18 protein-coding genes are annotated in these 19,493 nt (G+C 43.3%); 1 reads left to right on the forward strand and 17 read right to left on the reverse strand.

The window, feature by feature from the left end; genetic code table 11:
- Position 1: 1 nt before the first annotated feature.
- From asnS to O6R05_RS04505, 16 genes are all read right to left on the reverse strand, one after another.
- Positions 2-1,402: an asparagine--tRNA ligase gene (gene asnS / locus O6R05_RS04430; protein ID WP_271190795.1), complete on the reverse strand. Its 1,401-nt coding sequence runs from the start codon at positions 1,400-1,402 to the stop codon at positions 2-4.
- Between the two features lie 51 nt (positions 1,403-1,453).
- On the reverse strand, positions 1,454-2,749 hold the full coding sequence (locus tag O6R05_RS04435) for a replication-associated recombination protein A (protein WP_271190796.1): 1,296 nt from the start codon (positions 2,747-2,749) through the stop codon (positions 1,454-1,456).
- Positions 2,749-3,207: a transcriptional regulator NrdR gene (gene nrdR / locus O6R05_RS04440; RefSeq protein ID WP_271190797.1), complete on the reverse strand. Its 459-nt coding sequence runs from the start codon at positions 3,205-3,207 to the stop codon at positions 2,749-2,751. The genes O6R05_RS04435 and nrdR overlap by 1 nt, the downstream gene beginning before the upstream one ends.
- Before the next feature lie 67 nt (positions 3,208-3,274).
- Entirely contained in the window at positions 3,275-4,372 is a 1,098-nt protein-coding gene (gene ftsZ, locus O6R05_RS04445) for a cell division protein FtsZ (RefSeq protein ID WP_271190798.1), read from the reverse strand.
- A 105-nt stretch (positions 4,373-4,477) separates the two neighbouring features.
- Positions 4,478-5,266, reverse strand: a complete 789-nt coding sequence (locus O6R05_RS04450) for a cell division protein FtsQ/DivIB (RefSeq protein ID WP_271190799.1) — start codon at positions 5,264-5,266, stop codon at positions 4,478-4,480.
- Positions 5,263-6,339 carry a UDP-N-acetylglucosamine--N-acetylmuramyl-(pentapeptide) pyrophosphoryl-undecaprenol N-acetylglucosamine transferase gene (locus tag O6R05_RS04455; protein WP_271190800.1) on the reverse strand — a complete coding sequence of 359 codons (1,077 nt, stop codon included), beginning with the start codon at positions 6,337-6,339 and terminating at the stop codon, positions 5,263-5,265. Before O6R05_RS04455 ends, O6R05_RS04450 begins: the two co-directional genes overlap by 4 nt.
- Position 6,340: 1 nt before the next feature.
- On the reverse strand, positions 6,341-7,435 hold the full coding sequence (locus tag O6R05_RS04460; protein WP_271190801.1) for an FtsW/RodA/SpoVE family cell cycle protein: 1,095 nt from the start codon (positions 7,433-7,435) through the stop codon (positions 6,341-6,343).
- On the reverse strand, positions 7,425-8,708 hold the full coding sequence (gene murD / locus O6R05_RS04465; RefSeq protein WP_271190802.1) for a UDP-N-acetylmuramoyl-L-alanine--D-glutamate ligase: 1,284 nt from the start codon (positions 8,706-8,708) through the stop codon (positions 7,425-7,427). The genes O6R05_RS04460 and murD overlap by 11 nt, the downstream gene beginning before the upstream one ends.
- Positions 8,709-8,716: 8 nt before the next feature.
- Positions 8,717-9,724: a phospho-N-acetylmuramoyl-pentapeptide-transferase gene (mraY, locus tag O6R05_RS04470; protein ID WP_271190803.1), complete on the reverse strand. Its 1,008-nt coding sequence runs from the start codon at positions 9,722-9,724 to the stop codon at positions 8,717-8,719.
- Positions 9,725-9,766: 42 nt separating this feature from the next.
- Positions 9,767-12,130 carry a penicillin-binding transpeptidase domain-containing protein gene (locus O6R05_RS04475; protein WP_271190804.1) on the reverse strand — a complete coding sequence of 788 codons (2,364 nt, stop codon included), beginning with the start codon at positions 12,128-12,130 and terminating at the stop codon, positions 9,767-9,769.
- Positions 12,131-12,139: 9 nt separating this feature from the next.
- On the reverse strand, positions 12,140-12,523 hold the full coding sequence (locus tag O6R05_RS04480; RefSeq protein ID WP_271190805.1) for an FtsB family cell division protein: 384 nt from the start codon (positions 12,521-12,523) through the stop codon (positions 12,140-12,142).
- An 8-nt stretch (positions 12,524-12,531) separates the two neighbouring features.
- Positions 12,532-13,464, reverse strand: a complete 933-nt coding sequence (gene rsmH, locus O6R05_RS04485) for a 16S rRNA (cytosine(1402)-N(4))-methyltransferase RsmH (RefSeq protein WP_271190806.1) — start codon at positions 13,462-13,464, stop codon at positions 12,532-12,534.
- Entirely contained in the window at positions 13,465-13,896 is a 432-nt protein-coding gene (gene mraZ, locus O6R05_RS04490; RefSeq protein ID WP_271190807.1) for a division/cell wall cluster transcriptional repressor MraZ, read from the reverse strand.
- Positions 13,897-14,044: 148 nt separating this feature from the next.
- Positions 14,045-15,469: a sensor histidine kinase gene (locus O6R05_RS04495; RefSeq protein ID WP_271190808.1), complete on the reverse strand. Its 1,425-nt coding sequence runs from the start codon at positions 15,467-15,469 to the stop codon at positions 14,045-14,047.
- Positions 15,438-16,124, reverse strand: a complete 687-nt coding sequence (locus tag O6R05_RS04500; RefSeq protein WP_271190809.1) for a response regulator transcription factor — start codon at positions 16,122-16,124, stop codon at positions 15,438-15,440. Before O6R05_RS04500 ends, O6R05_RS04495 begins: the two co-directional genes overlap by 32 nt.
- A gap of 8 nt (positions 16,125-16,132) precedes the next feature.
- Complete coding sequence (locus O6R05_RS04505; protein ID WP_271190810.1) at positions 16,133-16,699, reverse strand: HD domain-containing protein; 567 nt, start codon at positions 16,697-16,699, stop codon at positions 16,133-16,135.
- A gap of 146 nt (positions 16,700-16,845) precedes the next feature.
- On the opposite strand from O6R05_RS04505, the gene galU reads away from it, so the two are divergent.
- Positions 16,846-17,715 carry a UTP--glucose-1-phosphate uridylyltransferase GalU gene (galU, locus tag O6R05_RS04510; RefSeq protein ID WP_271190811.1) on the forward strand — a complete coding sequence of 290 codons (870 nt, stop codon included), beginning with the start codon at positions 16,846-16,848 and terminating at the stop codon, positions 17,713-17,715.
- 432 nt (positions 17,716-18,147) lie between these two features.
- On the opposite strand, the gene rph is transcribed toward galU, so the two are convergent.
- A complete protein-coding gene (gene rph / locus O6R05_RS08270; RefSeq protein ID WP_313791011.1) occupies positions 18,148-19,467 on the reverse strand; it encodes a ribonuclease PH in 1,320 nt (439 codons plus the stop codon).
- Between the last annotated feature and the right edge of the window lie 26 nt (positions 19,468-19,493).

Below are 19,493 nucleotides of genomic sequence, written 5' to 3' on the forward strand. Positions count from 1 at the left end.
CCTAAAATTCACATGAACCGACAGTACGAGGGAATGGAAGGACGTCGCGAATATTGGAGACCCCGGTGATATACATAATTACCCGTTCAAAACCGAGACCATAGCCGGAGTGAGGAACGGATCCGTAACGTCTCAAATCCAAATACCATTGATAATTTTCAAGATCCATCTTCAAATCTTTCATCTTCGCTTCCAAAACATCCAATCGGTGTTCACGTTGAGACCCGCCGATAATTTCACCGACCCCCGGCACTAAAAGATCCATCGCCGCAACTGTTGGTCGGTCAGGGGCATCTTTATCATCATTCCCTTTCATGTAAAAAGCCTTAATTGCCTTAGGGTAGTCGGTAACAAACACCGGTTTTTTAAAAACTTGTTCAGTGATATAGCGCTCATGCTCAGTTTGAAGATCAATGCCCCATTCCACTGGATAGGCAAATTCCACTTTGGCTTCTTTTAAAATGTCGATAGCTTCGGTGTACGTAATACGTGCAAATTCATTATTTACCACATTGTGAAGACGTTCGAGGAGGCCTTTATCCACAAATTTTGAAAAAAATTCCATCTCTTCCGGTGCATTGTCCAGTACATAATTAATGATATATTTAATGTGCTCTTCTGCAATATCCATACAAACTTTGATATCAGCAAAAGCCATTTCCGGCTCAATCATCCAAAACTCTGCCGCATGTCTGGCTGTATTGGAATTTTCAGCACGAAATGTCGGGCCGAAGGTATAGACATTGGTAAAAGCTTCTGCCATAATTTCAGCTTCCAACTGTCCGGACACGGTGAGGTGAACCGGTTTATCAAAGAAGTCTTCCCTATAGTCCACACAGCCGTCAGTCTTTGGCGGATCAGTTAAATCCAAGGTGGTCACTTGGAACATTTCACCAGCCCCTTCGGCATCAGATGAGGTCAGAATTGGGGTATGGGCATAGACGAACCCTTTCTCATTAAAAAATTTATGAATGGCAAAGGCTGCAAGTGACCGTACTCGAAATACTGCATTAAACAAGTTGGTCCGTGGTCGGAAATGAGCCTGAGTCCGTAAATACTCTACAGTGTGGCGCTTCTTTTGAAGCGGGTAATCACTTTGAGAAAGACAAATTGGAGTAATTTTTGTAGCATGGATTTCAATGTCCTGATTTTTGCCCGGACTTTCCACAACTTTACCTTCGATGGTCAGCGATGAGCTGATGGTGTACTTTTCAATATCTTTAAAGTTTTCCAAATCATCTCCATAGACAATTTGAAGGCTTGAAAAAGACGTGCCGTCAGTAAGTTCAATGAACCCGATATTCTTTGAGCTGCGACTTGTCTTAATCCAACCTTCAATGACGATATCTTGATCGATGAACTTTTTATATTCTTTTAATACCTCTCGTATGGTAAGTTTCATAATGCCTCCTCCTAAACAATAGATAAATTATAGCTAAATAGCCACTTTTTGTCAATTTTGAGACGATCGGTTCAAGCTTTCCAGATACGTTTTAATCTGTTTTTCATAGCCGTGATTTGTAGGTTTATAATATCCGCCTTGAATAGTATCTGGCAAATAACGCTGCACAACGTAACTGCCCGGATAGTTGTGGGGATACAGATACTTTGCGTCGTGATCCACATTCGGGTTGTGTCTGTCGCGAAGGTACATCGGCACCGCCGCTGAAGTATGTTTGACTTCATCAACAGCTTTATTGAGCCCTTCATAGGAACGGTTCGATTTTGGTGCACAGGCAAGATAAATAACCGCTTGAGCTAAGTTCAGCCGGCACTCCGGAAGGCCGATAACCGTCGTGGCATAGTGCGCCGCCGCAGCCACGCTTAAAGCCATAGGGTCGGCATTACCCACATCCTCCGACGCCAAAACCATCATTCGTCGTGCAATAAAGCGAGGATCTTCTCCACTCTCCAGCATTCGCGCCAAATAATACAGTGCGCCGTCTGGATCGGAGCCTCTCATTGCCTTGATAAAAGCCGAGATAACATCATAATGCTCATTGCCGTCTTTATCATAGATAAGTTGCTTCTCTTGAATGGAATCTTCCATAACCTGAGCGTCAATAGTAATCACACCATTTACTTCCGGTGTGGAGTACACAGCTATCTCCAAACCGTTAATCGCACGCCGCATATCCCCACCGCTGGCTCGAGCCAGAAAGTCCAAAGCCTTATCATCGATGTCTACCGGTTCATTTAAAGTATCGATAATATGACGCAGCCCCTTTTTAATATCCTCAGTCTCCAACGCTTTAAGACTTAAGACCTGACAGCGGGACAAGAGTGCCTTATTCACTTCAAAATAAGGATTTTCCGTAGTAGCTCCAATGAGCGTGACAATACCTTTCTCTACAAAAGGCAGCAAGGCATCCTGTTGCGTCTTGTTAAATCGATGGATTTCATCGATGAAGAGAATATTGGAAGTATTGTCAAACTTCAGCGCATCTTCAGCACTTTTTAGCACTTCACGCATTTCTTTAAGATTGGACGTAACCGCGGAGATCTGAAAAAAATTCTTAGACGTGACCTTTGCAATAACCTTAGCAATCGTGGTCTTACCTACCCCGGGCGGCCCGTAGAGAATTAAGGACGGCACCCTGTCCGCCAAGATCGCACGCCTTAAGTATCTCCCTTCACCAAGTAAATGCTCTTGCCCCAGAACCTCATCCAGAGTGCGAGGACGCATGGCTTCTGCTAAAGGCTGCGTCCGTTTTAAATTGTTCTGCAAATTTAAACTGAATAAATCCATTACTGTTTGTTCTTTATAATCTCTTCCAGCTCGGCAATAAAGCTTTCAACATCTTTAAACTGACGATATACAGAAGCAAATCGCACGTAGGATACATCATCCAATTTTTTCAGCTCATCCATAACCATATCACCAATCTCCGTTGAAGAAATTTCCTTTTGCATAGAGTTGTTTACTTTGGCTTCCACATGCGCTACAGCCTGTTCTACTTCTTCCATAGTCACAGGTCGCTTTTCCACGCTTTTAATAATTCCCTTAAGGATTTTACCATCGTCAAATACTTCCCTCGTGCCGTCTTTTTTTATAACCATAATCGGCATCTGTTCAATTTTTTCATAAGTGGTAAAACGCTCTTTACAGTTATTACACTCTCGTCGTCGTCGAATCGCATTGTTCTCATCCGTCGGACGTGAATCGAGAACCTTGGACTCAGTAAATCCGCAATATGGACATTTCATAATTCAATCTCATTTCTATAGCATAGTAAAAAAGACAAGGTCATCCTTGTCTTTGGTCTTTTCAAAATTACTTTCTGATATTTCTCAGGAACGGTGGGATGTTAAGTTCGCTAGGATCTTTAGGAGCTTCTTCTTTATCCTTTTCCACAACGTCTCTACCTCGATAACTGACAGGGCGGGACACGGAAGTATTTTTACCTTTTCCTTCGTCGGCAGATTGAAATTCAGTCGCAATCACAGTAATCTTAACTGAATCTTTTAAAGATTCATCAATACCGGCTCCGAAGATAATATTGGCATCTTCATCAACACAGTCACGAATAAGATCTGCCGCTTCATTGACCTCGAAAATACCCAAGTCATTACCCGCAGTGATGTTCAAGAGTACAGATTTTGCTCCGGTTATAGAGGTTTCCAGAAGAGGAGAATTGATGGCATTGCGTGCAGCTTCTTGCGCACGGTCATCCCCTGATGCTATACCAATACCCATATGAGCCACACCTTTATCTGCCATAATGGTCTTGACGTCGGCAAAGTCGAGGTTGATGAGGTTCGGTACGCTAATCAGGTCGGAGATACCTTGAATACCTTGTTTTAAAATGTCATCTGCCATTTCAAACGCTTGGGAGAAACTGGTCTTTTTATCAGAGATAGAGAGTAGTCTGTCGTTTGGAATAATAACGAGGGTATCCACGACGCCTTTGAGTGCATTGATACCACGTTCAGCGGATTTAGCGCGTTTGTGTCCTTCAAAGGTGAACGGTTTAGTCACCACGCCTACAGTAAGCAGGCCAAGTTCTTTGGCAATATCGGCAATAATCGGTGCTGCACCGGTTCCTGTTCCGCCGCCCATGCCTGCAGTAATAAATACCATATCCGCACCGTCAAGGGCTTCACGCAACTCGTCCCGAGATTCTTCTGCAGCAGACTCTCCAATCTCAGGGTTGGCACCTGCTCCAAGACCTTTAGTTAATTTTTCACCAATTTGAATCTTAGTTTCCGCAAGGGAATTCTTTAAAGCTTGTCTATCTGTATTGGCAACAATATATTCAACACCTTGTACGCCGGCACTGATCATACGATTGACAGCATTGTTCCCGCCGCCGCCTACACCCACAACTTTAATTTTTGCAAATTCGTCATGGTCCATATCGAAATCCAACATAAACATCCTCCTCTGTGCATTTTTCTAATATTAAGTCTATTTTATGAAATAAAAGTCTAATAGTCAATGTTTTAAGGAAAAATAGCCACCGAACGGTGATTCCCTCTAATTTTCTACGGATAGTTCAGATTCTGGGGTTGCGTTCTGTCCCGGAAACTCATCCACAACGACTACCGGATTGTCTTTATCCAAGTCAATCCGACGCACCTTTTTCCCAGTAATCTCTATATCCTTTAGGATCTGATCCAATATCTTAAATTTGTATTCCAAATTATCGCCGCTGCCAAAGATCACAGTGACACCGTTTTGCAAAGTCAATGTGAAATTTCCTTGAGCCAAATCGATCTGCGCCACACTGTCATAGAGCGGTCGTTCATTTAACATTTTTAAGAAATTCAGTGCTGTATCTTGATATAAAAAGTTGCCCAACTTCAGCTCTTTTTTATCAAACGTATCATGAATGATAGGCACCTTGAGTGCATCGGATTGAGTGTCAATAATGCGCAACTCATCGTCCAAAACGAAATACTCCATAAAATTTTCCACCTGATACTTTGCTTCACGAAGTGCCACTTCAATATTCACCTGTCGGCTGAAATTCATAGAAATTTTAACATTGTCTAGCTGAGGCAATTTTTTTATGTCTTCAATACGAGTAGACTTGGCTCGTCCAAAGTAATTCTGTCCGATTTCAAACCCTGACGCTTTAATAATATCAGTTTGTTTCACAGACCCGTTACCTGTCACACGAATTGCAGTCACATTAAAAAGCCCACGGCTTGCAAGGATAAAAAGAATGACTACAATAACTGCAAGAAGCATAAAAAAGCGGCGAATAAATTTTTTGGTCTGTCTGCGCCGCTGAATGGTTTTATTACGTCGTAATGAATTCATATCAGTTTTTCAATAGCATCAACACAGTTTTTTACGCCATCGAGATTACCCAATCCATGAGTTGCCGTCTCCATAACATGACGCTTTTCATCATGCTGCAACAAATCTTCAATCACAGCTTTGAGCGTCGTGCCGTTTAATAGGTCTTCCGTAATGACTTCAGCTGCACCGGCATCTTTATAGCTCATCGCATTAAAATGTTGATGATTGCCTGCGGTATAAGCTTTTGGAATGAGAATGCTCGCCCGCCCCACTTGTGAAATTTCTGCAAGAGTCATCGCCGAGGAACTGGAAATAACCAGATCACTGGCTACCATATACTTTGGAATTTCGTTGGAATAATCCAAAATTGTGGCCATAGGATTGTCAGCTGCATTTTTTATGAATTCTTGATAGTGCGCTTTACCGGTAATATGCATCAGTTTAAAGTCCAACTCTGTTTTCAAGAGTTCCAGCATCGCATTGTTAGTTGATTCCTGTCCGCCACTTCCACCGAAAGATAAGACGAAACGATCGGTTGGCAACAAACCCAGTTCCTTTCGCACAACCTCTCGATCAAGATGAATAAAATCATCTCTCACCGGATTGCCGGTATACAGAATATGATCAGAGTCTAAATAGGCCTCGGCTTCTTTAAAATTAATAGCCACAATGTCCGCTTTTTTCGCCAAAAATCGGTTTGTTTTCCCCGGATACGCATTTTGTTCCTGGATGACGGTTTTAATGCCCTTTTGCTGAGCCTTTAACACCACCGGCGCACAAACGTAGCCTCCCGTGCCGATGACAACATCTGGTTTAAATACTTTAATGATGCCGCCACATTCGTTTAACCCTCGAAAGAGATTGTATAGCGTGATGGCCGTCTGTTTATTCAGAGCTTTTCGGGGCAACCCGTCAATGTGAATGCCTCTAAATTCAAAACCCGCTTCCTGAACTAATTCCTCTTCAAGGCCCCCAATACGTCCAATATAGAGAATTGCTCCTTTAGGGTCTCTTTTTTTTATTTCATTTGCAATGGCAAGTGCCGGATAAATGTGGCCTCCAGTACCGCCCCCTGAAAGTATGATTCTCATTTTACACATCCTTTGAAACTCGAAGTATGAAGCCGGCTGAAGTCATGGCAATAATGAGCGCCGTGCCTCCGTAGGAAATAAATGGCAGTGTGATCCCTGTAACAGGAAAAACACCAATGCCCACGCCAATATTCATCAACGCCTGAATGCCGATAAAACTAGTCAGGCCTACCGTTACATATTTGTCAAAATAGTTCTTCGATCGCGTAGCAATAGCAAATCCTCGAGCAAAAAAACCTAAAAACAGCAGCAGAATAAAAATGCCGCCAATCATACCAAACTCTTCGCAAATAACTGAAAAGATAAAGTCGTTATGAGCTTCCGCCAAATTTTGGTATTTTTGTCTGGAACGAAAGTAGCCTACGCCGCCGATACCGCCCATAGCAATGGCATATAGAGATTGATTGATTTGATAGTTTTCGTTTAACGCACCTTGCGACTTATTAAAAAAACTGAAAATCCGTGTCAGTCTGTAGCTGTACTTATAGAGCATCGGAATAAGAACTAAAACACCTAAGCCACACAAAGTCACAAACTGATACATATACAGTCCTGCCACAAAATACATAGTCATTAAGCTCGCCCCAATGACAACAGCCGTAGAAAGGTCCTTGAGCATGACAGGCAAAACAGAAACACCTAATATGAGTACCACTTTGAAAAACACGTCTTTTTTGTAAAGCTCAAGACGGTGTTCAGAAAGGAATTTCGCCAAAAAAAGTACAGATGAAATCTTAATAAAGTCCGACGGCTGAAAGGAAAATGAAGTCCCCGGGACTTGAAACCAGCGATCCTGCCCGTGAGAACCCTTACCAAAACCCAAAACTACTAACAGCATAAGGCCGATGGTAATATAAAAAAGGTGCGGTGCAAACTTGCGCGTGAAGTCTCGAGGCAAGGTATAAGCCACAAACATTCCGGCAAAACCCACTACCATATAGGCCATATAACGTTTAGCAAAGTACATGCCGTCAGAAAACTCTTTTAAGCCTTCAGGATAGGACGCTGAAGTCACCGCCGCCATCCCCGAGCCAATGAGTAAGAGGACGATGATAAAAAAAATCAGATCGCCCCTTTTTTTCCCTTTAATCTTCAAGATTGTTCACCACACGTTTAAAATGCCGTCCCCTAACTTCATAGCTCTCATACATATCCCATGACGCACAGGCCGGAGAGAGAAGTATACTGTCTCCCGCCTCACTATTATGATATGCTGCTAAAACGGCGTCTTCCAAATTGGCATACATGTTATTGCCTATTCCCAGCCCATCAGCCACCTTTTTAATGTCTGGTGCCGTTTCTCCAATGAGATAGAGGCCTGCCAGTTTACCCTTTGCAATTTCCAGCAGTTCGGTATAGTCCGCATATTTTTGGTAACCGCCGGCAATAAGGTGAAGGCGTTTTTCGAAAGCACTCACCGCCTTGATACTGGAATCCGGGTTGGTACCTTTCGAGTCGTTATAAAAGGCCACCCCGCCCTTGGTCGTGACATATTCCAAACGGTGCTCTACACCTTCAAATGCTTTAAGTGCCATTTCAATGTCTTTATTATCGACATTAAGCACCTTGACTGCACAAATGGCCGCCAAAATATTTTCAAGATTGTGATTGCCAATGAGCTGAACGTCCTTGACTGACATAATCGCTTCGACAGCTTCTCCCGTGCGATAACAGAAGGTGTTATCTCGAATAAACGCGCCGTTTTTCCCAAAGTCATCAAGCGAAAAATAAACAACTTTCGCCGATGTGTCAAGTGACTGAAGCTCTGAATCATGATAATTCAACACACAAAAATCTTTCTCTGTCAACTGAGAAAGAACATTGAGTTTTGCATCTCTGTAATTATTGAACGTGCCATGCCAATCCAAATGATCCGGAGAAATGTTCGTGATAACTGCGACATTAGGGTGAAAACTGTTTGAAAAAGCTAATTGAAAGGAGCTGCACTCCACTACCACCATCTCATTATCGCTGTCAATAGCATCCATAACACCGACACCAATATTGCCGATAGCTTGGGCCTTGTGAGACTGCTCCAAGATCGAAGCGATGAGACTTGTCGTCGTGGTCTTGCCATTGGTTCCCGTCACAGCAAGAATGGTATGCTGAAAATAGCGTCCAAAGATATCCAAATCGCTGTAGACCGAAAGACCCAACCTTTCGCCTTCAAGTATCAATGGGTGATCCGGCCGAATCCCCGGACTTTTAATAATGGCGTCCACCGGTGTCGCCTCAAACGTTTCAAAAGGCGCAACCCCCTCTGCCAAATCTTTGTCGTCAAAACCAAAACACCGGATGCCTTTCTCCGCTAATTTTTTTGCCATGGAACGGCCGGTAATGCCCATTCCAATAATGAGTACGTGTTGCATAGACTACCTCACATAAATAACAGTATATAAGAGATGACACAGAGTACCAGCTGTGCCAGGACAAACGCACTGACTACCTTGGTCTCTTTCCATCCCGATTCTTCAAAATGATGATGCAGGGGTGACATTTTAAACACCCGTCGTCCCGTGGTTTTAAAAGAGACCACCTGAATAATAACACTCAAAGTCTCCATGAAATACACGCCACACGCCAAAGGCAAAATCAGAGGCAACTTCAAGAGAATGGCCACAGACACGACCGCACCGCCTAAGGCGAGGGAACCTGTATCCCCCATAAATACCTTGGCGGGATACTTGTTGTAGAAGAGAAACCCTAGTAGCGATCCTGCCAACACGATGCAGAAAGTCGCAATAGAGTAAGCTCCAAGCTTTACCGACACAATGTAAAAGAAAACCATGACGATAATGGTCACACTGGAAGAAAGACCATCCAATCCATCAGTTAAGTTGACGGAATTTACCGTCCCCACTACGACAAAAATAATAAAAGGAACATAAAACCATCCCAGATCCACTGTGCGATCTAAGCCGGGAATCAAAATTGAAGTCGGTTCCCCCTTGATAAATTCATAACCGATGATGACTATGGCCACAAGGATTTGCAGCGAAAGTTTTTGCTCTGCCGTCAAACCCAAATTCCGATTTTTTATGACTTTGATATAGTCGTCAATAAATCCGACAGCGCCAAAGGCAAATGTCGTAAACAGAATCATCAATACGTCTGTTGCCGGCATCTTTATAGCAAGCAGACTGACCAAAAGCGTGCTGAATAAAAAGATGATTCCCCCTATAGTCGGTGTACCGCCTTTTTTTAAATGACTCTTAGGACCCTCTTCACGAATGGCCTGTCCTGCTTTTAAACGCCGCAAAAACGGTACGAGAAAATGTCCCGAGACTAGCGCAATAATTATAGCCAAGGGAGTCCAAAAGGGAAATAAGACGGCCGCTAAACAGGCCAACACCAAAAGTGGCAAATCATCTTTAAATGTGTTCATCCAATCATCCTTAATTTACTAAAGCGGAGTTTGAAATTATTGTCATTCCTCATTTGAAGCGTTTCGAGGTTCTTCCCCAATATCGTGATGATGTGCGTGATTTGAGGTCGTATTTGACATAGTTTCACTCGCTGTATTCATAGTTTTTTCTGAGGGCCTATGCGTTTCATTGCCTGAATCCTTCGTATCCGTCGATGAAATTTGTTCGCTCATTTCAAATGTAATGACCGTACCTTCTTTAAGTTTTGTTCCGGGTTGAACGGATTGGTCCACCACGTATCCCTCACCCTTCATATTATAGCTTACATCGAGATCTTTTAAAACCTGTTGAGCTTCCTTCTTGGACATTCCGGTCAAGTCTGGCATAATCGGCGCTTCTTTTGTGGATACAAAAAGGTCGACAATGCTGCCTTGACTTACCACAGTTTCCGGATTCGGCGTTTGTTTTACTACCACACTGGCATCACTTAAATCCTCAACATTCGTATTGAACTTAAGTCCCAAATCTACCAGCTCTCTGCCGGCATCGCTAACCAGTCTGTTCATCAAGTTTGGAACGCTCACAGCTTCGCCATCAGTCGCTTCCTTCACTTCGCGTTTTACACCGAGGTGTTCCAAGGTCTTTTCAAAAACCTCCCCTGCTGCCGGTGCAGCCACCGTCGCTGCGTAGAAATTGCCGACAGGCTTTTGTACTACCACAAGCACAGAAATCTCAGGATTGTCCACAGGCGCTACGCCTAAGAAGGATGAGATATAGGCGTCTTCATATCCGCCGGCCTCCGACGGTATATAAGCCGTACCGGTTTTGCCGCCGATCTTGTAACCTTCTACACGCGCTTTTTTACCGGTACCTTCCTCCACAACTTTATAGAGAATGTCCAGCATCTGTTGCGAAGTTTGTTCCGAAATAATTTTACGCTTGATTTGAGGCTCAAACTTTTTTATCACGTTGCCGCTGCGATCTTCAAGACTGTCAGCAATCTTAGGGGTGAGCAGATCGCCGCCATTTACTATTGCAGTAAAACTGTTGATGAGCTGAATCGGCGTTACAGCAACCCCATGACCATAACTCATCGTGGCAAGGTTCACACCGGAGATGTCAGATGCTTTCTTCGGTACAGTCCCAACGGCTTCTGCCGGTAAGTCAATCCCTGTACGTTCCCCAAATCCGAAAGACTTAATGTAGTTTAAAAAAGAATCCTTACCAAGCTCATTCGCCATGTTGATTAACGTGACGTTGCAGGATTCAATCATGGCCTGCTCCATCGTTTTCTTCCCCCGGTTAGTGGATGAACATTTAATGACTGCATCTTTAAAAGCATCATAATAGCCGGGACAGTAGTATTCTTTCATAGGATATGTGGTGGCTTGCTCCAACGCGGCAGCCGCCGTAAAGACCTTAAAGGTCGAACCGGGTTCGAACTGCGAGCTTACATTATAATTAGACCAATTCTTATACCACGTATCCGTTTTCTCTCCATCAGACAAGCCGTCCCATATCCGCTCCTGTTCTTCACCTACGGGATTCTTCGGATTGTTGGCATCATAACTCTGGGAAGATACCATGGCGAGGATGTCGCCGGTCTTCACATTTTGTACGATGATGTTGACTTCTTCTGCATTCTGATCAATGCGTGTGGCATCTGCAATAGATTCACAAATTTTTTGAATGGTGCCATCAATGGTTAAAATTAAGTTCTGCCCTTCTTTCGGGGCATAATTTTCCTCCTCGGTCAGAGGAATTTGTGAATGTGTGTTGGTACGAATAGATATGGTCTTCCCCGAAATTCCGCTTAAGGCGTCATCATAACGGGACTCTAAGCCATATTGTCCAACCCCATCGTCCGTGACAAACCCCAGCGTTTCACTGAGCATAGAATTCTGAGGATAGTAGCGTCGCTGCACATCCTCAACGGAAAGGTGGGATAACTTTAAATTTTGTAAGGTTTTTGCTACATCCCGATCTACGTTCCGTGCCAGCAGGACTACACGTTCACCTTTAAATTTTGCTTTTAAGTCTTCCCAATTCACGTTCAGGACTTTAGCGATGGCCTTCGAATCTTCTTCGATGCTCTTATTGCGCTCTTTACGCTCATTCTCGGTGTACGTGTTTCCTCGCTTAAAGTTCATATTGTAGTAAACGTTGGACTTTGTGACATTCACCACAAACTCTTTGTGATTGCGATCTAAAATCAGCCCCCGATCCGCCTGTACTTCTTCCGTACTGGTTAACTGATTTAAAGCGGCTCGAGTCAGTGACTCACCTCTGACAATATTAATCCAAAAGAGACGAATAATTAATACACATAAGAAAAGAGCCATCGCAATAAAGATGTAGATGATTTTCGCATTGGACGATGCCAAGCGATTCTTTATCTGATGTGCTCTCCGATTAGATTTTTTCATTTATGACTCCTACTCCGCATCAAAAGACTTTAGTACGGATAGAATGGGACTTAGAAATACATTGTATTTAACTTTTTCTGTAGCTTTCTGTTCAGAAATATCAATGTATACAATTTGATTCTCATTCGGATACACCATGCCCAGTTTATACATCGCAGCTTCTTGAATATCCTTAGAATTTTTTATGCCCATAATATCAGCTTCAAGCGTGACTTTGTTTTTCTTCAATTCCGTGATTTCACTTTCCAATGCCATGAGCTCTTTGTCAAGACCGGATAGTTGGCCATAGGAAATTGCAACCCCTAAAATCATTATAATAACAATAGCCAAGGTAAGATACAATGGTTTTTTCTGATTTCGATTTTTTTTGACTTTAACTTTTACTTTGAACATGGTAACTCCTAAAGTTTTTCACAAACTCTAAGTTTTGCGCTATGAGCTCGATTATTATGATCCAATTCATCTTGGGATGCCGTCACCGGCTTTCTGGTGATGATGTCAATCTCCCGTCGCTTCGAACAGGTACATATCGGAGCTTGAGGACTACAGATACAGTCTAAGTAGAGATATTTAAAAGTTTCTTTGACAATGCGATCTTCCAACGAATGAAAAGAAATCACAGCCATTCGACCTGTCGGACTTAAAGCCCCCACCATTTTATCCAACGTACTTCTAAGCACGCCCAATTCGTCATTCGTTTCAATGCGTAGTGCTTGAAATGTTTTTTTGGCAGGATGTCCATTTTGACGGAATTTAGCAGGTATGGCTTTTTTTATAATATCAACCAGTTCGAACGTGGTATCGACAGATTTATTGCTTCGTGCCCGCACAATACCCTCAGCAATTCGGGAGGCAAAGCGCTCTTCTGAATATTCTCGGATAATTCTGGTCAACTCTTCCTTCGAGTACTCATTGACGATTTCCCATGCGGAAAAATCGCGGGTAGTATCCATACGCATATCCAGTCGGGCATCCACATTGTACGAGAATCCGCGACTCCCTTCATCAAACTGATGAGATGAGACGCCCAGATCCAAAAGAATCCCATCCACTTTATCAATATTCAATTCATCTAAGACGGTTTGAAAATCTCTATAGTTACTATGAAAGAGTTTGAAATTGTCTCCGACGCGACTTAACGTCTGTTTTGCTTTGTCGATGGCTTTTAAATCCTGATCGATGCCGATGTAAAGTCCTTGGGGTCCAATGCGGCGTAAGATTTCACTGCCGTGACCGGCGCCGCCAACAGTCCCGTCTAAATAGATACCGCCGGGTTTTATATTTAACAATTCGATGGTTTCTTTAAAAAGCACCGGTATGTGTTCAAAGGTCATTTAAATCCCCAAATCTTCCATTTTCTCCGCTATGTCTTCATAGCTCATAGACTGTTCGGCATTGTAAGCTTCCCAAGTTTTCAAATCCCAAATTTCTACCCTGGTGCTGACGCCTATAATGACCACATCTTTATCAATATGGGCATGGTCGCGTAAATTTTGAGGAAGAACGACACGGCCTTGACGATCCAATGATTCAGATACAGCACCGGCATAGAAGGTTCGAAGAAAACTTCGTACATCCCGATTGGTCAGCGGCAGCGATTTTAGCTTGGTTTCAATCTTCTCCCATTCTGTCGCTGGATAAATAAAAAGACAGTTGTCCAAGCCTTTGGTGATTATAAAATTTTCATTGAGTTCTTCTCGAAATTTTGCAGGTATGATAACCCGCTGTTTGGCATCGAGGCTGTGTCGATATTCACCAATTAACATAATCTCACCAAATTAAACCACTTTGCACCACATTCTTCCACTTGACTCTATTTTAACGCATTTTCTCTGTAATTTCTATGCTTTCTCACGCCATATAAAAAAAAGGCCTTAAGTCCTTTTTTCAGACTTAGAGCCTTTTTCAGCCATCTCAATTCAATTTAAATGCTTCAGCTATAAAATAAAATTTTGATCCTTTCCCCAGTTCAGAATCCACACCATATTCAAACCCATGGAGTTCCAAAATACTTTTAACGATGTGCAGTCCCAGACCTGTCCCTACCCGCGGACGGGTTTGATTATCCCGAATGCGGTAAAAGCGATCCCAAACTGCATCCCGATTTTTAGCATCAATCCCTTCACCGTTGTCAATGCAGGCATATTCAATGTGATTTTCACCATGTGATGCTATGACAATGCGGATTTTTTTATCGGCGCCGGTATACTTCACGGCATTGGTGATAAAATTATAAATCACCTGTTCCATTCTCCGTTTATCCGCTAAAATGACAGGATGTGCCATGGCCTCGATGGTAATGCCGTGATCATCATTCATCCGATGAAGTACATCTTCTGTGAGCACTTTCAAATCCACAGGAGCCAAGTGTACATTCTCGAGAGAGCCTTCCAACTTTGAAATATCCAAAAGATCGTTAACAAACTTGGTGAGCTTGTCCGATTCATTGATAATAATATCAATATGTTCGAGACGTTTATCACGATTATCCCCTGAGATATCACGAATCATCTCAGCATAAGATCGAATCACCGTAAGAGGCGTCTTTAAGTCATGAGATACATTGGCGATGATATCTTTACGCATTTCAATAGTTTTGGTTAGCTCATTGGTGGCATAGTTTAAAGTTTGAGAAAGGTCGTCAATTTCAGAATAGGCCCCTTCATCAAAACTGACGTTGTAATTGCCTCCGGCAAGCTGTCGAGCCGTCCTTGACATTTTCACCAAGGGCGACGACAAACGCTTGGAGATAAAGTAGGCCACTACCACCGACAAAGTAAAGGAAAGGCCTGTGACAATCATCAAGATATTTTTTAAAATATCTACCGCAGCATCGACAGGTTCCAAGTTTGTTTTGATGAGCAGATACATGGGTTCGCCATCTTTGATGCCAAGATAACCGCCATAGACGATCGTCGTATTTTCAATATACTTAAACTTCGTTAGCGTAATTTTGTAGGCATCCTTTTTATAGCCTACATTCTCAAAAAATTTGTTAAAACTCTCCCGGTCCAAAACTCTTGGATTCACGATGACTTCTACCCAGTTCAGCGGCAGTACCAAATAGCCGTTTTTATCGATAACTTCAATGTTCATCCCTCTATTTTGAGAGGTGTTCAACACTTTGCTTTCAAAGTCTTTACTCGTAAAGTTATCACGAAGAAGGGTTCCGATTTTAGTGACTTCTCGAATTTTCATGGTCTCGTAAAATTGGTTTAAAAACACAACCTGAAACAGCCAAAGACACAGAATAATAGCTGCGGCAAAGAGCATGAAATACTTCCAGAAGTTAAACATCATACTATTTTTAACTAAGTTCGTCTTTTGGTGTGGTGTCAAATTTATAACCCGTTCCTCTCACCGTGACAATGAATTTTCGGTAATCTTTGATACTGTTTCGCAGCATTTTCACGTGGGTGTCTACCGTACGATCATCGCCATAGAAATCATAACCCCAAACTTTGGAAAGCAACTTATCCCTAGATAAGGCGATGTTTTCATTCGTGGCAAGATAGACGAGAAGGTCGTACTCTTTCGGCGTCATATCGACTTTCTCCCCATCCACATAGACATCTCTGCCATCCAGATCAATCTTCAATCCTTCAAATTCCACAACATCATTTTCCAACGTCTTTTGATGACGCTTCACAATGACGTTGAGTCGCGCCATAAGCTCTCTCGGTGAAAACGGCTTAACCACATAGTCATCAATGCCAATCTCAAAACCGAAGAGCTTATCATACTCTTCTCCCCGCGCCGAGAGCATAAGCACCGGCGTATCAGCAATCTTTTTAATCTCTTTGTACGTAGAAAATCCGTCCAACTTCGGCATCATCACGTCCATGACAATGACATCAAATTCCTGTTCTTTAAATCGTTCAATAGCTTCCAATCCGTCACCGGCCTCCACGACTTTATGCCCTTCAAATTCGGCGTAGGTCTTGATAACTTCCCGGATCTTTTCTTCGTCATCTACAACTAAAATTTTGAACATCGCTACTCCTATAGATTGCCTTTCAAGCCACAAATCTGTGCACGATCCCTCAGACCTTGAAGAGTGATTTCAATCACATCATTCTTTTCCATCCCCAGACGCCGACAGCCGTCCAGTATCACATCCCGGTTGCATCCTGCAGCAAATTTTTTATCTTTAAATTTCTTGTTGACCGACTTCAATTCCAAATCCAACACTGACTTGGACGGACGAAGCAAACAACAGGCATTGATAATACCTGTGAGCTCATCGACAGTATAGACCACCTTTTCCATGTTGGAGATAGGTTCCACATCACTCGCCATACCATACCCATGAGCCATAACGCCGCGAATAATCTCTTCATCCACACCGGCGTCTTTTAATATCTGTGGTGCTTTTTGCAAGTGTTCATCCGGATACTTGTCGTAATCAATATCATGGAGCAAACCGACAAGCCCATACTTGGTTTCGTCTTCACCGAAATAGCGTCCAAAAGCCATCATTGCCGCTTCCACTTGAAGTCCATGTTGAATCAAGGCTTCAGACTTCGTATACTCCGTCAACAAAGTATACGCTTCATCACGTGTTATCATCTTTTCACCTCTGTTAGTTTTGAGTGTCACTCACTCCAAATTGTTTACTCCATAATAGTATAAATAGAATTTCTTGTCCATGTATGAATGTGTTTGCATCTTCTGTGGCAGGCTACTTTGTGGTAAGATACCCCTGAGGTGAACTAATGAAGATAACAAAAGCTGTCATTCCCGCTGCCGGATTGGGCACGCGATTCTTGCCCTTTACCAAAGCCGTCCCGAAAGAAATGCTTCCTATCATCGACACACCTACAATTGATCTGATTATTCAGGAAGCCGTGGACGCCGGCATTGAAGATATACTCATTATCCTGGGGCGCGGTAAGGGCGCCATTGAAGACTATTTTGACACCAACTTTGAGTTGGAAAGCAAATTGAAAACGTCCCATAAAGATGACGAGCTCGCTTTAGTCCAAAGCTTAAATCACCGTGCCAACATTCATTTTGTCCGTCAGCACGAAGCCTTGGGTCTGGGTCATGCGGTATCATGCGCCGCCACGTTTGTCGGCAATGAACCATTTTTACTGCTGCTTGGCGATGAACTCATCGATTTCAAAGACAACGCATCACAAAGTTTAATAACCATGTACGAAGAAAAAGAACGCACCGTCTTAGGACTGCTTGAAGTCCCTTACGATCAAACTTCAAAGTATGGCATTGTAGCTATAGACGGTGAACATATCACAGCTATGGTGGAAAAGCCGAATCTGGACGATGCCCCTTCCAACCTTGCCATCATCGGTCGTTACGTCATAAGTCCCAACATTTTCCCCATTTTAGAGCAGATCCAGCCGGGCAAAGGCGGTGAAATTCAGCTGACCGATGCTCTGGTGGAACTATCCAAGACGGAAGCAATCTATGGTAAAGTCATCACCGGTGAGCGATTTGACACCGGCTCAAAGATCGGATACCTAAAAGCGGTGGTGTCCTACGGTTTGCAACGCCCCGAACTTCGCGAGGCATTCACATCCTACTTAAGACAGTTGAATCTCAATGAAGACTCGGCAACAAAATAACATAAGCTCAACAACCCCCTCAGTGAACACCAGCCGTGCATTGAGGGGGTTGTTTCATCCCGCAGCACTAATAGCCACTCTCATCTCAATCCCCTTGCTCTGATACCACGCCTCTGTCTATAAAAAACTCTAAGCTATGAGGTCCTTCACAATGTCCAACTGACGTAATAGCTCGGCACGTCTAAGCAGACTTCGAAGTCACGCCGGTCTTACTTCAGTACACATGCCATAATCAAGTATCCCGACTTTTTTCTCGGTAGCGTCCCGACTGAATCGGTATCACTTCATGACCATTTATTGACCGACCATAATAGCGACGGCACTGAGTCGTACTAAGGAAAAACGGATGTCGAAAGTTCAAATGTAGGCAAAAAAAAGAGACAGGGTAATCACCACCCTGTCTCTTCGATTAAATTTTGCCGTTATACTCGATTATTGTTCCATCAAAAAGGCTTTAAATTTTTCCAGTGCACGCCCTCGATGAGAGATGGCATTTTTTTCCGATTCCGTAAGTTCCGCAAAAGTTTTGTCCATACCCTTGGGAATAAATAAGCTGTCATAACCGAAACCATGCTCACCATGTGCTTCTGTGGCGATGTCTCCCTCGCAGATCCCCTCAAAAAGATGCTCCTTGCCGTGTTTATCAATATACGAGATGACCGTCTTAAAGTAAGCGCTTCGATCTGTCGCATCACCTAAACGCTCCAGGAGTTTCTTGCGATTCATCGCATCGTCGTGGTCATACGCCTCGGCATAGCGTGCAGAATGCACCCCGGGTTCACCCCCAAGACTGTTCACAAAAAGCCCGGTATCATCGGCAAAGACCGCTTCGTCTGTTTTATCCCTAAGCGCTTTGGTCTTTAGTGTAGCGTTACCTTCCAATGTATCCGCCGTTTCTTCGACGTCAAGAGGTGCATCCAATACGTCAGATTTGGTTTTAATGTCAATATTTAAATCACCAAGCAAATCCTTTATTTCTTTAACCTTGTGGCTGTTGTCGGTAGACAGGACCAGTGTCGTTAACTCCTTTTTGCTATGCTTCGCCGTCGCTCGTCGCTGTAAAGCGAAAATTTCTTCAAAGGAAGGTTTGGCAAGTTTAATGAGATCGTTGAGTTGCTCAACGGTGAAGGGATTACCTTCTGATGTCCCTTGAATTTCAATGATTTCGAAACGGTCATTAAAGACCAGATTCAAGTCCACATCCGCACGAGAATCCTCACGATAGCTCAGATCCACCAGCTTTGTACCGCCAACCATGCCGACAGAAAGCGCTGCAATTTGATTTTTAATAGGATCTTCTTTGATAAGGCCGTTTTTCATATATTTGTCGATGGCGAGTTTTAAGGCAATATAGGCGCCATTAATGCTTGTGGTACGAGTGCCGCCGTCGGCGGAGATAACGTCACAGTCAATCCAAATCGTACGTTCTCCAATTTTCGTAAGGTCGATGGCCTGTCGCAAACTGCGGCCGATAAGCCGCTGTATCTCCTGACTGCGGCCGTCAATTTTACCCCTTGCTGCGTCTCGCACCTTTCTTGTTGCAGTGGATGCCGGCAGCATGGCATACTCACTGGCAAGCCATCCGGTCTTTTTCCCTTTGAGGAAGAAAGGCACTTTGTTTTCAATCATAGCAGTGCACAACACTTTGGTCTTTCCACACTGTATGAGCACAGATCCGTCGGGATGTTCCAAGGTGTCCACTAACACTGAGGTGGGACGCATTTCATCATTCTGTCTATCGTTTCTCATCATATCCTCCACGTAAAAAGAGGTCCGGG

Origin of the sequence: Peptoniphilus equinus (assembly GCF_027921445.1) — a bacterium.
GTDB lineage: Bacteria > Bacillota > Clostridia > Tissierellales > Peptoniphilaceae > Peptoniphilus > Peptoniphilus equinus.